Below are 17026 nucleotides of genomic sequence, written 5' to 3' on the forward strand. Positions count from 1 at the left end.
CATGCCCACCGTACCCAAGTATCAGCAGCAAACCGAGCTGCGTGGTTTACCCAGCGTTCAACAACAAAGCATTGCTTCGCCCGAGTTGCTGGGCGCTGGTGCCCGCCAGACACAAGAGGCTGGCAACGCCTTGTTGCGTGCCGGCGCAGGGCTGAGCAACATTGCAGCCGACATGCAGCAGCGTGAAGACGCTGACATGGTGTTTCAGGCCGAGGCCGCTTTTCGTGAAAGCCTGATTGGCTTTGAGCAAGAGGCGCTGACACGCACTGGCAACAAAGCCTGGGGAATTACCAAGGATGTGGACAAGTGGTTTCAGGACAACGTGGCGAAGTATTCCGAAGGCCTTACCAACGATCGTCAAAGGGCAATATTTAATCAAACTGCAACCAAGATGAAGTTACCGAGCATTGAGCGGTTCTCATCATTTGAGAATCAGCAACGGGTAAAGTCGCTTGAGCAATCCACCAATGCCACTCTTGAAACCCTGATCAACAGCGCGGCCACCACTGCGCAGATGATGAACAGTGAAGAGTTTTCAACTGCTGGTACCACGCAAACTGGGCCAGATGGTAAACCGGTACCCGGGCCACTGAGCGCACTGCAAAGCATGAAGCAAGACGGTTTGCGCCGCCTGGAATTCTATGCTGCTGACACTGGCGAGGATTCAAGCGTAACCAACCTAAAAAAGCAGCTTTACACCAGCAAGTTTCACAAGCAGGTCATTCAGGCGCGCATTGATGCCGACCCCAGCAGCGCCAAGGCTTATTACGAGGCCAACAAGGAAGAGATTGCCGGTGCTGAACGACTGAACCTTGAGGAATTGGTGCGCACTGGCGAAATGAAGGTGAAGGCCCAGTCGTTTGCCGATGCAGCTTTGAACGATGGTTTGACTGAGGTGGACGCCATTCGACAGGCGCGAGAATCGTTTCAAGGCCAAGACGAAGAGTTTGTTGTGGCCGAGATCAAAACCCGCTTTGGTGAACTGAGCCAGGCACGGGAAAGCGATCAACGCCAGGCAGCTGACGAAGCCTACGATGTGTTTTCCAGAACTGGCAGATTGTCATCAATTCCAGCCAGTGTGTTGAACCGCATGGACGGTAAAACGCGACTGGCCTTGCGCAAAGAAGCTCAAAGTATGGCCGAGGGAAGGGCGATCAAGACCGACGACAACGTGTATTACAGTTTGCATCAGGAAGCGATCAATAATCCGGCCGTATTTGCAAAGCGTGATTTGCGCCAGGTGTTCGACAAGCTGAGCCCTTCGGATCGACAGGAAATGATCAAGCTGCAGGGCAAGGTTCAACAGCCAGATGAACTGAAGGACTTGCGCACATACGACCAGCAATTGACCTTGCGGTACCGCGATCTTGGTTGGGACAACAAAGACACCAAACAAAAAGCCCAGTTTGAACGTGCGGCAAACGATGCGATTGTTGCCGAGCAGGTGGCCAATGGCAAGAAGCTGACATTTGATGAGCGTGAAAAGGTGCTCGATCGATTGCTTATTCAGGGTGGCGGTACCTGGTATTCAGCCAGCAAGCGCTTGTTTGAAGTGCAGGGCACAGAGGATGAAGCAGCCTTTGTTCGTGGTTTGGAGCCAGAAAAAAAGACATCCGCCCTGATTCAATCTATTCCGGCAATAGAGCGTCAGCAAATTGAGCAGGCTCTCAGGGCTGACGGTCGACCAGTCACAGAGCAGGCCATTCTTAACCTGTACACAGAAGTGAACCGCTGATGGACAACAAATACCTGGATTACCTGCAATCAAACCCGCAGGCAGCTGAGCCAGCACCAACGGTGAACCAGCCAACAGCAAACCCGTACTCGGAGTATTTGCAAAGCGAAAAGCGTAAGGCCTTGCGATCGAGCATGGTGAGTGCCATGGACGTGGAACCTGATGCTGCTGGCAAAGCACGAAGGCTTGCCCAGCAGTCGGGCATTCCTGCAGCGGTCGTAGAACGGAACCTGCCCGATGTTGAGCGACAAGTTCAGCTGCAACAGTTTGACGGGCTGGTGACCGAAAGCCCACGCTTGGCCAACGAACTGCAGAACCCCGAATTTGCCAAGATTGCCCGCGACGATTTGGACGTGCTCAAACGCATGGAGTCCAAGCTGTATGGTGGGATGAAGCCGATTGAGCGCGGCTTTTTTGGTGCCATCACCGAGCCTGTACAACGAGGCTTCGCTCGAGCGCGTGGTTCAATTTCGATTATTGCCAGCGAGCTGGGCCTGTACGATGGGGCCCCGGAAGAACTTGCAGTGAACCTGGCGCAACGCAATCGAGAGGTTGAACGTTTCCCGATGCCGGCCAATGTGGCAGATGGCTTGACGGAAATTACTCAGTATTCTCGACTGGGAGAAACGGCAAAGGCCGCTGGGGCAATTATCCGCAACCCACAATCTGTGCTGGAAGTGACGCTCGAATCCTTGGGTGCTAGTTCGCCCGGAATTGCTGCTTTTGCACTAGGGTCAGCATTTGGACCTGTTGGCGGTGCTGTAGGCGCAGGAACGGGAAGCTTCGCCGTGGAATATGCAAACACCATTAACGAGGTGGTGACAGAAAGCGGTGGCAGCACAACCGATGCCTTTTCAATTGGCCGCGCGATGGCCAACCCAGAAGTGATGGAGGCAGCGCGCGAGAAGGCATTAAAGCGAGGCATTCCAATTGCATTGTTTGATGCACTTACCGCGGGTGTGGCGGGTCGATTGCTGGCTGGCGCCACTTCGTCAACCGGATCAGTTGCAGCACGCACGGCTGGTGAATTGGGTATTCAGGCGACTGGTGGCGCAGCTGGTGAAGCAACTGCACAGGGTTTGACTGGTGAATTCAATCCCGGCGAAATTCTGCTTGAGGCATTTGCCGAAATTCCAACGGCCATTATTGAGGTGCCAGCCAATTACCGGGATGCGCGCGGTGCAGCCAGAATGCGCGACACGATCGCAGCGGCTGAGAAGGTGCAACAACAGATTCAAGCGCAAGTTAACCAGGCACAGGGCGCAGAGCAAAATGCCCAAGTACTGCGTGACATGGCAGCGGACAGCAGCGCCAGTAAGGCCCGAGAGCGCGACCCAAAGGCGTTTGAGCAGTACATCGACCGTGTTGTTGAAGACGGCCCAGTTCAGGACCTGTACATCGATGCCCAAACACTGGTGAACAAGTTGAACCAGTCTGGTATCAGCGTGGCTGAATTGAGCCAGGCCTCCCCAAGTGTTGCCGCACAGTTGCCCGAGGCCTTGGCTGCCGGCGGCGATATTGTGATTCCCGTATCGGAATACATGGCGAGGGTGGCGGGTACCGGGCTGGATGAAGCGCTGATTCCTTCCTTGCGCACCGATGTAAGCGCCATGAGCGAGGAACAGGCTCAGGTGTTTTACCAGGAGCAAACGCAGGTTTTCCAGCAGGAAGCTGAGCGTGTAATTGGCCAACAAGCGCAGACCGACGCTTTTATGGAGAGTGCTGACCAGGTAGAGGGGCAGTTACTCGAGCAACTGAACAAGGCCGGTCGCTTTCAGCCTCGTTCAAACGAACTGAAAGCCAGCTTTGCCAAGTCGTTTTATTCCACCTTGGCCGATACCTTGGGTGTAACCCCGACCGAGGCTTTTGAGCGGTACCCATTGCAGATTCGGGCAGACTTTCTGCCTGATTTGGCAGGTGGCGGGCGGTTTGATCAGGCAAAAGCTGATGAACCAGTAATGGACTTTGAGCAGGCGCGTGAATATTTCAAAGCCAATTTGCAGGGTAAAGAAATTGATAGGCCAGGCCTGGGTAAGGTAAGAATTACCGGAAAGGGATGGAAAAAGTTTAAGGGTGGGGTGAAGGCCGATCCCTCAAAAACAGATTTATTGCAGTTTATTCCCGATGTTATTCAGTCCGGTGAATACATCGGACGCTTTCCTTTGGATAAGGTGCGTAGCGATGACATTGTGGCGTTTCATCACATTCAGAAGACCGTACAACTTCGCGGCAACGACGTTCGAGTAGGTGTGACGCTGGGTGAGGATCAGTTCGGCAATTTGTTTTACAACATCAACCGTGATCCAGATGCGCTGCTTCAAAAGAAAAAGGGCTCTGATGTTACCGGGGAAATAGCCCCGGGTTCAGAACCCTCGGAGGGTGCGAACACCCTGAGTCAAAGTGTATTGGATGATGGGTCTGAGGTCAATATTGAGATTTTGGAGCAAGGAGAACGCGGCTCAATCGCCTTTGGCAACGACATAACCCAAACGCCTTCAGTGCTTACACTGGCCGCTGGTTCAGACCTCAGCACCTTTTTCCATGAAAGTGGCCACTTCTTCCTTGAGGTGTATTCCGACTTGGCCAGCAGGCCAGATGCACCAGCTCGAGTGCAAAGCGACATGGCCGCGATTCTGGACTGGATGGGTGTAAAAGGTTCGCCCGAGCTTACGCCCTTGCAACAGTGGCGGGCAATGAGCATTGATGAACGCCGCCCCATGCATGAAAAGTTTGCCCGTGGGTTTGAGGCTTATTTAATCAAAGGCGAGGCACCCAGCCTTGAACTGCGCGACGCTTTCCGCACCTTCAGTGCCTGGATCAAGAATGTGTACAAGAACCTGTTGGCTCAGTTCCGTGGCAATACTGACCGCGCATTGGACACCAACCTGAGCCCGGAAATTCGCCAGGTGATGGACCGTATGCTGGCCACTGATGCGCAAATTCAACAGGCCGAGTTTGCCCGCTCGATGTTCCCCACCGTCCAAACCGCTGAAGAAGCAGGCATGAACCAGGAGCAGTGGGAGGCATACCAGGCGAAAGGCAAAGACGCGACCGCCACCGCTGTTGAGCAGTTGCAGCGCAAGAGCCTGGCCGACATGAAGTGGTTTGCTAATGCCAAGGGTAAGGCGATCAAGGAAATTCAAGCCAGAGCGCGAGATATTCGAAAACAAATGATGGCTGATGTTACGGCTGAAGTGATGGCTCGACCAATTTATCAAGCCTGGCAGTTTCTCAAATCAAAATCAGATGGACCAGATACCCCGGCTGGTAAGTTTTCGGTGGAAGCGCTTTCTGAAATGTATGGCGGCAAGGGCGATTCTGGGTTTGATAAATATGCCCTGCTGGATTGGCAGCGCTTAACCTCAGAAAGAATGACTTCAGCGAAAGAGGGCATTCATCCTGATTATGTTGCTGATATGTTTGGTTTTTCTTCTGGCGATGATTTGGTTCGGATGTTGATTAAAGCTGAAAAACCATCCGAGGTAATTGAACGTTTAACTGACGAACGCCTTTTGCAAGAGTATTCCGAGCTGGCCACCGCTGAGCAAATTGAGCGTGCAGCGGAAGAAGCAATTCACAATGACGCCCGCGCCCGCTTTGTGGCCACAGAGCTTGAGGCACTGAATCAAATCAATAACCAGCGCGAGAGAACCCCGCGCGGTGGTTCGGTAAACCTGATTTTGAAGGCCGCTAAACAGTTTGCCAGAGATATAGTGGGGCGCAAAAAGCTGAAGGATATTCGCCCAAGCCAGTTTGCCAATGCCGAGTCGAAGGCAGGGCGCGAAGCCATGGCAGCACAGAAGGCGGGAGATTATGCCGCGCTGGCACAGGCCAAGCGAAATCAGGTATTGAACGGCGCTGTAACCAAAGAAGCCGTGGCGGCACTGGATGAAATAGCGAAAATCAGGAAGTTTTTCACTTTTGTAACCAAAGGCAACAATAAAACTTTGGTTGAAAAAGGACGAAACCCAGACATCGTAAATGCAGCTAGGGCAATTCTTTCGGCTTACGGGTTGGCTCCTCGACTCAAGAATAGCGCACAGGAGTACATGGAGGTTCTGAAGCGTGAAGACCCGCGGATGTTTGAGTCATTAAATCCATCTGTGGAAAGAGCGATTGCAGATGCAAAGCCGCTCAATGAGCTGACCCTTGATGAGCTGCGCGTTTTAAACCAAGAAATCGATTCAATGTGGAACGCTGCCAAGCGCATGCGTGAAATAGAAATTGATGGAAAGAAAGTTAATCTTGATGACATTGCCGCAGCTGTAGGTGATCGAATCAACGAGATAGGCGTTCCAAGTGAAGTGCCCGGTGAAAAAAGTGCACTTACTGACCAAGACCGTGCGCGAAAGGGTTTGCAGTTTGCCGGAGCCCTGCTTAGGCGCGTTGAGCAATGGGCGGAAGCAAAAGACGGCAAGTTTGGTGGCCCGTTCTTGCGTTACATTTTCCAGCCAGTTAAAGAAGCGGCAGACCGGTACCGTACAGACAGGATGAAATACAGAAAGCAATATGCGGAACTGGTCAAGGAAGTGGCACCGAACATCCAGAAAGGTAAAATTGAAGCACCTGAGCTTGGGTATACCTTCGGAGCCGGGAAAAACGGTGTTGGCACGGCGGAATTACTGCATGCGATATTGCACACGGGCAATGAATCAAATAAACGAAAGTTGCTACTTGGCAGGAAGTGGGCAACACAAAACCCTGACGGCTCTCTTGATACATCGCGGTGGGATAACTTCATTAACAGAATGCATGCCGATGGGCTGCTAAAAAAAGAGCATTACGATTTTGCACAGGGCGTATGGGATTTACTTGAGGAAATGAAGCCACTTGCCCAAAAGGCCCATCGCGATGTCTATGGTCGGTATTTTGATGAAGTGACGGCTGATGGTTTTGACACTCCGTTTGGGGTTTATAAGGGTGGCTATGTGCCCGCGCAAGCAGACCCGGAGATTGTTCCTGATGCGGCTTTGCGCAAACTGGCCGAGGCAGAAAACGAGAACATGGCCTTTTCATTTCCATCGACATCCAAAGGTTTTACCAAGTCACGGACTGAGTACAACAGGCCGCTCGTTTTAGACCTTAGAACACTTGCCCAGCACATAGACAAAGTTTTGCTGTTTTCCCACATGGAAGCCCCGGTGCGAGATGTTCAGCGGCTTTTAATGAGGAAGGAGGTAAGCTACGGCTTAAACAGGATGGACCCAGCGGCCTACGAGGGTATGCTGATACCCTGGTTGAACCGGTCAGCACGGCAACAGGTTGAAACGCCTATTGTTGGTGACGGTCGGGTTTCTCGTGTTCTTTCTGTCGTGAGAAATCGGGCCGGTATGCAGCTGATGTTTGGAAATATATCGAACACGCTTCAACAAATTACAGGCTTTGTCAGTATTTTTGGAGCAGGCATAAAGCCTTCATACATCAAGCGCGCAACCGCTCAATACATTTCGAATCCACGAAAAACCAGCGAATTGGTGGCTGAAGCCTCAATTGCGATGCGTGATCGTATGCAAAACGAAATAGCAGCGATAAATGATTCAATGAGCCAAATTCTTTTGAATCCAACGCTGTATCAAAATGCTCAAGCTTGGTCGCAAAAGCACGCTTATTTTCTTCAAGCGGCGTTTGATAACGTGATAAGCCCAATCGTTTGGCTTGGGGCATACAACCAAGCTCTATCTGAAAAAATGAGCGATCAAGACGCTGTGCGTTTTGCAGATGGAGTTGTTCGAAAAACTCAAGGGTCAAACCAAGCTGAGGATGTGAGCAGAATTGAAACTGGCCCGGCATATGCCAGGATGTCCACTCAGTTTTTTGGCCATTTCAATATGGTGGCGAACACCACTGTTACTGGGCTGCAGCAGGTGGCGAGCGATGTCGGCTTGGTTAAGGGGGCTGGCCGAGCCTTGGGTATCGTTTTTTTTGGTGTTCTAGCTCCCGCCTGGATTGCAGAGGCAATTGCAATAGCGTTTCGTGGCGGCCCAGAAGATGAGGATGATGACGGTTACTTAGATGACTGGTTGTCTCAAGCTATTGGCATGGGCACTTTAAAAACTTTGCTGGCTGGTATTCCATTTGTTGGCCAATTAGCCAATGCCGGTATCAATCGTTTCAACGGTAACCCGATGGATGATCGGGTGGGCGCCTCACCAGCGGTGAGCCTGCTTGAGTCTTCAGTTGGAGCACCTTCTACAGTTTATAAAGCCATGGTTGAAGATGGAAGTAAGGCTCGTGCTGTGAAAGATGTTGCTACAGCCGTGGGTATTGTTACTGGTTTGCCAGCCATGGCCGCATCTAGACCAATAAGTTACCTTGTTGGAGTGGCAGATGGGCAAATAGAGCCTACCAGCCCGGTCGATGCTGTGCGCGGCCTTGTGACGGGGACACCAAGCAAAGAAAGCCGTCAATAAATTAAAGGCTGGGTTGCCTGGGAAGAAGGTGAAGCACCGGCCACTTCAATTCTGCTTGGCCCACCCTCACGAGATTGATGGGGTGCGCTTAACCCCGGCGATGCACGTGAAAATTCGTGCATCGCCAAGGGGTACCGCACATGACAGTTCAAAGCACAGATCGCAAAGCAGGGCCGTTTTTCGGCGGCACCATTCTCCCGTTCGAATTCAAAGTTTTCTCAAAAGAAGACATTCAGGTTATTTGGACCAGTGCCGCTGGTGTTGAAAGCATCTTGGTACTGGACAGCGAATACTCTGTAACCCTGAACCCAGATCAAGACAACACACCAGGCGGTTCGGTCACATTGAACACCGCAATTTCCGGTGGGGCAAATACTGTAATTATTGGTGACCTTATTTATGATCAAGGCACCGATATTCGAAACCAATCAGGTTTTGAACCCGAGACTATTGAAGACGCGCTGGATCGCGTGACGATTCTGGTACAACAGCTGCTTGAAATGGCAAAACGAACATTGCGCATTCCAGCATCTTCCAGTTCATCGATCAGCACTCAACTTCCCCAGCCTACCGCAGGAAACGTGCTGGGCTGGAACGGCGAAGCCAATCAACTGGTAAATCTATCCCCGCAAGACATTGCCACCACGGTGGCTTTTGGTACCGCTTTTGTGGACCAGTTCGAAGGCGACGATGTTGAAACCGAGTTTTCACTAAGCGCAAACCCAGCGCTGCTGGCCAACATGGATGTGCAGGTTGATGGCGTTTCACTGCGCAACGGGATTGATTTTGTGCTGCTGGCCGGCGCTGTAATCAAGTTTACAACCCCACCTGCTGCGCCCAGCGTGCCAGGAGAGCCCAATATTCAAGTTCGTGGAACCGTGGCAGTTCCACAAGGGTTTGATACCGCTGATGTGGTTGTTACGCAGTTGCCGGAGTCGGGTTTATGGACGACTGTGCAGGGGTTTATTAACCGGATTGTGTCGAGCATTGGGGCTTCGATTGTTGGATTTATTCAGAATGGCGTATACGCTATACAGCGGAGTGTTCAAGATAAACTTCGAGAATATGTGAGTGTTTCAGATTACGCCAGCTTTCAAGACGCAATTAACACCGGAAGGCATGTCACTATTCCAGATGGGGTTATGGTCACGGTTTCCGAGGCTTTGACCGGATTAGTTCCTGGACAAGTGATTAAGGTTCAAGGAGTCGTCTTAGCTCAAGTCGCAAAGTGGCTGGTTATTGATGGTGCAGATTATACAAAGGTAGTTGGCTTTGGTGGCGAGGTTCGTTTTGACTCAGCCGTTATCAACAACCGTGACGGAGTAAGTAGCATTGGCGCTGGTATTCACATCACCAATTCTTCTTACGTTGAAGTGTCCGGCCTAAAAGTCACGGCACTCAACAGCGACCGCACACTGACTTCGTTCGTTGTAGGCACCAAAAGTTCAGTGGGTTCTGTCGTCAGAGACAACGTGCTGACTAATATCGGTATTGGCGTGATTGCTGGATGGACTGACGATGTAACTCAGCAAGACTTGAACGACGTTCCAACAAGTAAATGGACGATTAAGAAAAACACATTCAACAATTGCGGTCGCGCGGCTTATGCAAACATCATGATCCGCTCAAAGAACAATTCGTTCTCTCGAACAGACCCTTACGCTTACACAGCGCACCGAATCATTGGCAATAAAACCAACGGGCTTGGCGGCGGCGGCGCATCGGACATTGCCATTGAATACTGGTCAAATGGTGGCGTGATTCGGGACAACGTGCTAATTGGCAATGATGTTGATACGTTTTCACATATTGCTATTTCATGCGCCAAGGCCTACGACAAAACAATTACAGGTAACGAAATTCGCGGCGCTTGGAATTACCAGGGCATTGAGCTTGCAACTTGCGACTCTTGCATTGTTTCAAACAACAAAATATATGGCTTGACCAACGCAGACGCGAACTGTGCGGCTGTAGGTGTTTCTGTGGCTGTTGTTGGTGATCCAGCATCTAATTCGAACATCATTCAAGGTAATGCTTTCGTAGATTGTAAGGTAGGTGTTTTAACTGGTGGCGCATCAACTGCCGTGCCTTATGCTGCAAAAACGGTGATTACTGGAAACAGTTTTGAAGGCACTACCCAAAGGTCGGTCTATAACTTCGGGCAAAACACGCTTATTTCTGGGAACTCATTTAAAGGAGCAACTCCTGTTGAGGTGCTCTATGGCTCTGTAGATGTTGTTGGAAACTACATCACGACAACTTCACCATTTGCTCTTTATGCACTTGCAACAGCAGGTGAGGTGAACGTAAAAAACAACAAATTTGAAGGCTGGGGAACATCTGGTCAAAATGGAGCGATTTACTTTACTCATGCCGCTAGCGGGCAAATTGTTGGCAACAAGTTTCTTTCTGATGGCCGCTCTCAAAGCGGATGGTCATTTGGGATGGTCGCGTTGGTTAAGCCCAGCGCAGCCGGGTCGGCAAACGATACGCCGCACTTTGTTGGGAATGATAATTTCTATAGTGGCGTTTTGGCTCAATTACCTTCTGCGGTTGGTGCATACGGCCCATTTAACACGGGAATTGGACGATCCTACTATTCAGACATGTTTGTTTCAGGGGTGCCGAATAAAGTTATATTTGGTGGTTCAGCCCCCACAGCCGGAACTTGGGCGGTCGGTGATCGGTGTATGAACACTGCGCCCGCTGCAAGCGGAAACATTGGGTGGGTTTGTGTAACAGCGGGAACTCCTGGAACATGGAAAACGTTTGGAGCTATTTCTGCGTAAAGTTTTAATGATTTGATTGATAAAGCAATAGTTTTTTTCCAACGGTGCACATACCAACCATCACATTTCCTACCATGAGCCTCACTGATTAATCGGTGGGGCCTTTTTCATGGTGCGCTTAAAACCGCTCCACCTTATTAGCATTGTTCCAGTTACACACAACCTGAGACCCTGCAATGAAAGTTGAAGATACCGCTGTTTTTTTCTCAAACAGAACAACCGAGGCCGGTGCAATCACCGGCGTAGTGGGGTGGATGGCCTCAGTCAATTGGATTGGTTGGGCTGGTGTGTTCATCGCGCTGCTTGGCCTGTTTGCAAATCTGTATTACCAACGTCGCCGTGATCGTCGTGAACAGGCTGAAAGCGAAGCCCGCTTGGAAGCACTTCGCAGGCAGCGTAACCCATGATTACCTTTCGGCAAAAAGTAGGCGGAGCTGTACTGGCTGCCTCTGCCACGCTGGTTGGTACCGTGGCCATGTGGGAGGGCACTGAGTATGTGCCTTACCGCGACATTGTTGGGGTGCTCACCGTGTGCCAGGGATACACCGGCCCCGGCATTGTGCCTGGCAAGGTGTACACCAAGGCTGAGTGCGACCAGCTGCTGGTGCAGGAATTGACCCACCATGGCCAAGGCGTGCTGAAGTGCACCAAAGTGCCGCTCAACCAAAACCAATACGATGCACTGGTTTCGTTTACTTACAACGTTGGGGTGGGTGCGTACTGTGGCAGCACACTGGTTCGAAAGCTGAACCAGGGCGATTACACCGGAGCTTGCAATGAGCTTCGCCGCTGGGTGTATGCCGGTGGCAAACGTGTTCAGGGGTTGGCCAACCGGCGAGAGTCGGAAAGGGCGCTTTGCTTGAAGCCCATGCCCACGCCCGATATCCCAGTTGAGGTGGCCACATCATGAAGCTGCCCAGTGCATTTACGGCTGTGGTGTTCATGGTCATACCCGTGGCGCTTTTGCTGCTGGGCTTTTACGCCGGCGTAAAGATGGAGGGTGGTACCGCAGCCAAGGAAAAGCTCAAGCTCCAGGAGCAGCACACCGAGCAGCTGGCCAAGGCCTTTGAAGACTACCAGGCCAAGATCGAGGCCCAACGCAAACGTGATAAGGAAGTGATTGATGGATACATTGCCGAATTGGCTCAAGTTGACAGCCGGTACCGTGAGCTTACTCGCACTGACCGCCTGCGCCTCCCTAGGTCAGTCTGTGATCCAGACCCCGTGCCCACCAACTCCCCAGGTGAATCCCGCCTTGCTGAAGGAGTTGCCCCCACCGTTGTACTTCCAGAACGAGTTGAAGCGGATCTTCGACAGCTCGCACGAACAGCCGATGAAGTGACGGCTCAGTGTCGGGCAATCTTGCAAGGTCAAGATGGGTAGTTTTGATGCGATAATAACGCAAGTGAAATTCAAGTGACTTTCAAGTGAATTAGGGTACAAAACAGGCCCTTTTTGGGTAGCGGGGCCAGTTTAAATGTTAATAAAAACAACGACTTATAAGTGCGGTAATGGCTACGAACCAAGGGGTCGTGGGTTCGAATCCTGCCAGCCGCACCAAATTAAAAAAACCCTCGCTCAAAAGGCGAGGGTTTTTTGTTATTCAGGCTCTAAAAAAAACAAATGTTCTCAATACCCGTCGTCGTTGTTGCCATTTTCTTTATCGGCGCAGGCATTCTGCATTTTGTGCTGCTGGATTTTTTCTCCAGCATCGTGCCTCCGTATTTCAGCAATCCGGAAGCACTTGTCAAAATCAGCGGTGTTTTCGAAATTCTGGGCGGCATTGGCATTTTGATTGAACGCACCCGCCAGTGGGCTGCGTATGGGTTGATTGCGCTTTGTGTGGCTGTGCTACCCGCCAATATTCACATGGCCATGCACCCGGATCAATTTGCCGATATTCCCGTGGTTCTTCTGTATTTGCGCTTGCCCTTGCAGGCTTTGGTGATCTGGGTCATCTGGAAGGCCGGTCAAAGCAGGCACTTCCAAAAATAGAATAACGATTACAGTTCTCTGCGGTACACTTTAAAAAAATACAACGCAGAGGAGACGAAAACAATGTTGAAGCCAGGTCTGATGATGAAGCAGGAGATGCTGCTTTCTTCAATTTTGGTGCATGCCGAACGTTTTTACGGCTGGCAAGAAGTAGTGAGCCGCAGGGTTGAAGGTGACTTGCACCGAATCACTTTCAAGGCCATGGCAGCACGTGCCAGGCAACTTGCCAATGCATTGCATGCCTTGAACATTCAGCAGGGCGAGAACATTGCCACGATTGCGTGGAACAGTCATCGCCACATCGAAGTTTATTATGCCGTGGCGGGCATGGGGGCGATTACTCACACTTTGAACCCCAGATACACGCCTCAGCAGTTGATTTACATTATCAACCACGCACAAGACTCCACCATCTTTTTCGACCTCACCTTTGCGCCCCTGATCAAGGCGATCGCTCCGCATTGCCCCAGCGTTAAAAACTGGATTTTGTTGATTGATGAAAACAAAATGCCCGCAGAACCGCCCGTGGCCGGTTTGTTGAATTACGAAACCTTGCTCAAGGCGCAAAACGATGACTATGTGTGGCCTGAATTTGATGAAAATTCAGCTTGCACCCTGTGTTACACCTCCGGCACCACGGGCAATCCAAAAGGCATTCTGTATTCGCACCGGTCCACCATGTTGCACGCCATGATGTCCAATTGCGCGGATGCAATTGCGTTGACCCGAAAGGACACTTTATTGCCCGTTGTGCCCATGTTTCATGTGAATGCTTGGGGCTTGCCCTATGCCGCGTTGATGACAGGCTGCAAACTGGTCATGCCTGGTCCGCAACTGGATGGCCCTTCTATTTACAGTTTGCTGGAAAGCGAGAAGGTAACCGTGGCCGCGGGCGTACCGACCATTTGGCTGGGTTTGATCAATCACATGAAGCAAAACGGACTGACGTTCAGTACCTTGAAACGCTCGCTGGTGGGTGGCTCGGCCGTGCCCGTCAGTTTGATCAAAGAATTTGACGAAATGGGTGTGGAGCTGATGCAGGGTTGGGGCAGCACAGAAATGTCGCCCTTGGGTACAGTTTCCAAACTGAGCGGTGATGAGCGCAGTTTGCCCAAACAGGAGCAATACGAGATTGTCGCCAAGCAAGGGCGCACCATTTTTGGCGTGGACATGAAATTGCTGGCTGAAGATGGCACTGAATTGCCCTGGGATTTTGAGCAAAGCGGCGAGTTGCATGTGCGTGGCCACTGGGTATTGCACGAGTACTACGGTGGTGATGGTGCAAAAGCCTTCAGCCACGATGCCACGGGGAAACGCTGGTTTGCCACTGGAGACGTGGCCCGCATGGCGCCGGACGGCTTGATGCAAATTACTGATCGCACCAAAGACGTGATCAAATCGGGCGGGGAGTGGATCAGTTCAATTGATCTTGAAAACATTGCCATGTCTCACCCGGCGGTGCTTCAGTCTGCGGTGATCGCCATTCCCCATGAAAAGTGGAACGAGCGCCCCCTGCTGATTGTTGTGAAAAGGCCTGGTGCAGAAGTCAGCAAACAAGACATTCTGAATTTCTATGAAGGCCGTATTACCAAAATGCACATTCCCGACGATGTTGAGTTTGTAGACGCCATGCCGATTGGCGCAACAGGCAAGGTGCAAAAGTCGGAGTTGCGAGAGAAATTCAAAGGCTTGCGATTTGTGTAAGTGCGACAGAATGTATAAGGAAAGTTAAATTGTGAAATTTTCATCATTTAATGGTTTAACTTTTCAATCATTGCTTTATCCTTGCCCTTTAACAATCAAGATGGGGCAGTCCAAGCATGTTGCGTTTGTTAATTTCCCTGTGTTTGCTGATGAGCAGCCTGCAGGCCCAAGCACAGCAACCGGTCTACAGGTTCTCGCCAGTTAATCAATGGGACATTCCCAAAACAGCGGCCTACTGGAACCCGATTATTCAATATGTCAGCCAGCAAAGTGGTGTTCAGCTTGAACTCAAAATCGGCAGAACTTCTGCCGATACCACTGCCTACGTATTGGCTCAAGAAGTCGAGTTTGTGTTTTCAAATCATCTGTTCAGCCCAGAGCGTGACAAGTTGGGCTGGAAGGTTTTTGGGCGACGCACCGGGCCTGCCTTGCAGGGTCAGATCGCGGTACTCGACAATTCTCCAATTCGAACGCTTGAAGAGCTGAGCAAGCAAGACATGGTTTTTGCTGGCCCGGAGGCTTTCGTTGGCTACCGGGTGCCACAGGCTGAATTGATGAATCGCGGAATCGAGGTGAATGCAGTATTTGCGGGCAACCAGAACGCGGCATTTGCTCAATTGTTGGCAGGCAAAGCAAAAGCAGTGGGCAGCAATTCGGCTTTGATCGATGGTTTCACAGAAAAGCAGGGCACCAAATTCCGGGTGCTTTGGACGTCGGAGTCTTACCTGGATTTGGCTTTGATGGCTTCTGGCAAGGTGAGCACAAAAGATGTACGTGCCGTCACCAACGCTTTTATCAATATGCACAAAAGCAAAGCAGGTGCATTGATTCTCGAGCAGGCCTCCGCGTCGGTGGGTATGGATCCGAACAGCCACTTCCTGCCTGCCTATGACAAGGATTATGAAAGTTATCGCCGTTTTTATGCCACTGCACCCATGGCGGTGCGTTAATGCCAGTGTGACCTTGCGATGAAGCGAATTCGTCTATTGCCATCATCGCTGATTGGTCGCGTGTTTTTGTTATACACCGTGGCTTTGCTTTTGTTCGTTACCATCAGTTTTGTAGCGTTCTCTCGTTTTCAATACCACAGTACGCTGGAAGAGGCTCAAGACTCGGCCAACATGATGATCGAAGTTGTTGCTCAAACCGTGTCAGACAGCGCGGTAATCGGCGATTACGACACCATTCAGCGCACATTGAACAAGGCAATTGCAGGCTCCCGGTTTGCATCTGCCAAGTTTATTGATTTGACGGGGGGCATTATTCGAAGTGAAAATTCTGCCATTCTAAAAAGCACTGCCCCCGCTTGGTTGCGGGACAAAGTGGCCGAGCAACTTTACGACGTGAACCGGGCCATTAACGCTGGTGGTTATGACTACGGCGTGCTGCGCTTTACCTTTGCCGTCGATGCGATTGCTGAAGGTTTTTGGGGCTTGATTCGTGTGGCCATGCTCAGTGCTGTTGGTGGTTTGATTGGTGGCATGTTGATTATTTGGTTTCCCTTGAAACGTTGGTTGGGTGCACTTGAACGCGTTGAAACCTTTGACGTCGTGCCGTCCAGTGACATTGGCGATGACTCAGAATTGTTGATTGAGAATTTGCCCACCGAGTTTCGACCTGCCTTCGAGAAGTTGAAGCGAACCACAGAACACTTGGACGGTGAGTCCAAAGCCAAAGAAGTTGCAGAAAGTGCCAACCGCGCCAAAAGCGAATTTCTCGCCAATATGAGTCATGAAATTCGAACTCCGCTCAATGGCATTATCGGCATGACCGAACTGGCGCTGGAAACCAAACTGACCAAGGTTCAACGAGAGTTTTTGCAGGTGGCCAACGACTCGGCCAACACCTTGTTGTTGATCGTGAATGAAATACTGGACTTCTCGAAAATTGAAGCAGGCATGATGACCATTGACACGGTGGTGTTCGATCCAAAGCGAATATTTGAACAGGCATTGGGCCCCATGATTCCACGGGCCAAATCAAAATGCCTGGAGTTGCAGTGCACTTTCTCAGAGGGTTTCCCAAAAGAATTTGCTGGCGACCCGGTACGCCTTTTGCAAATCATCAACAATATGGTGGGCAATGCGATCAAATTCACAGAGCGCGGTGGCGTATACATTCAAGTGCAGGCAGGCAAAGATATGCACGGGGCTCAATTGCTGAAATGCTCAATTCGCGACACCGGCATTGGCGTACCGTTTGAAAAGGTCAGTGCAATTTTCAAGCCTTTTGAGCAGGCCGACTCGTCGATAACTCGAAATTTTGGAGGCACGGGCCTTGGGCTGACCATTACCCGAAGATTGGTGGAGTTGATGCGTGGCGAAGTGTGGCTAGAGAGTCAGGTGGGTGTGGGCAGCACCTTCCATTTCTCTCTGCCAGAAATGCGTTAATGG

Annotated in this window: 10 protein-coding genes; all 10 read left to right on the plus strand. The window is 51.1% G+C overall.

All coding sequences use genetic code 11. From position 1 onward, the window contains the following. Position 1: 1 nt before the first annotated feature. Positions 2 to 1735, plus strand: a complete 1734-nt coding sequence (locus B4C79_RS14270; protein ID WP_291742832.1) for a hypothetical protein — start codon at positions 2 to 4, stop codon at positions 1733 to 1735. Further along, positions 1735 to 8145 (plus strand): hypothetical protein, encoded by a 6411-nt coding sequence (locus B4C79_RS14275; protein WP_291751918.1) that lies wholly within the window; start codon positions 1735 to 1737, stop codon positions 8143 to 8145. The genes B4C79_RS14270 and B4C79_RS14275 overlap by 1 nt, the downstream gene beginning before the upstream one ends. 140 nt (positions 8146 to 8285) lie before the next feature. Continuing rightward, on the plus strand, positions 8286 to 10934 hold the full coding sequence (locus tag B4C79_RS14280; protein WP_291740531.1) for a hypothetical protein: 2649 nt from the start codon (positions 8286 to 8288) through the stop codon (positions 10932 to 10934). A 176-nt stretch (positions 10935 to 11110) separates the two neighbouring features. Next, positions 11111 to 11341 (plus strand): holin, encoded by a 231-nt coding sequence (locus B4C79_RS14285; RefSeq protein ID WP_291740529.1) that lies wholly within the window; start codon positions 11111 to 11113, stop codon positions 11339 to 11341. After that, positions 11338 to 11844 (plus strand): lysozyme, encoded by a 507-nt coding sequence (locus tag B4C79_RS14290; RefSeq protein ID WP_291740527.1) that lies wholly within the window; start codon positions 11338 to 11340, stop codon positions 11842 to 11844. The genes B4C79_RS14285 and B4C79_RS14290 overlap by 4 nt, the downstream gene beginning before the upstream one ends. Beyond that, positions 11841 to 12317, plus strand: a complete 477-nt coding sequence (locus B4C79_RS14295) for a hypothetical protein (RefSeq protein WP_291740524.1) — start codon at positions 11841 to 11843, stop codon at positions 12315 to 12317. Before B4C79_RS14290 ends, B4C79_RS14295 begins: the two co-directional genes overlap by 4 nt. Positions 12318 to 12557: 240 nt before the next feature. Continuing rightward, entirely contained in the window at positions 12558 to 12929 is a 372-nt protein-coding gene (locus B4C79_RS14300) for a DoxX family protein (RefSeq protein ID WP_291740523.1), read from the plus strand. 63 nt (positions 12930 to 12992) lie between these two features. Next, positions 12993 to 14633, plus strand: coding sequence for a 3-(methylthio)propionyl-CoA ligase (locus tag B4C79_RS14305; protein ID WP_171099359.1), 1641 nt, complete (start codon positions 12993 to 12995; stop codon positions 14631 to 14633). Positions 14634 to 14749: 116 nt separating this feature from the next. Beyond that, complete coding sequence (locus B4C79_RS14310) at positions 14750 to 15583, plus strand: phosphate/phosphite/phosphonate ABC transporter substrate-binding protein (RefSeq protein WP_291740521.1); 834 nt, start codon at positions 14750 to 14752, stop codon at positions 15581 to 15583. Positions 15584 to 15601: 18 nt separating this feature from the next. Then, positions 15602 to 17023 (plus strand): ATP-binding protein, encoded by a 1422-nt coding sequence (locus tag B4C79_RS14315; RefSeq protein ID WP_291740520.1) that lies wholly within the window; start codon positions 15602 to 15604, stop codon positions 17021 to 17023. Positions 17024 to 17026: the final 3 nt, after the last annotated feature.

This window comes from Limnobacter sp. UBA7229 (assembly GCF_002473065.1).
Taxonomy (GTDB): Bacteria; Pseudomonadota; Gammaproteobacteria; order Burkholderiales; family Burkholderiaceae_B; genus Limnobacter; species Limnobacter profundi.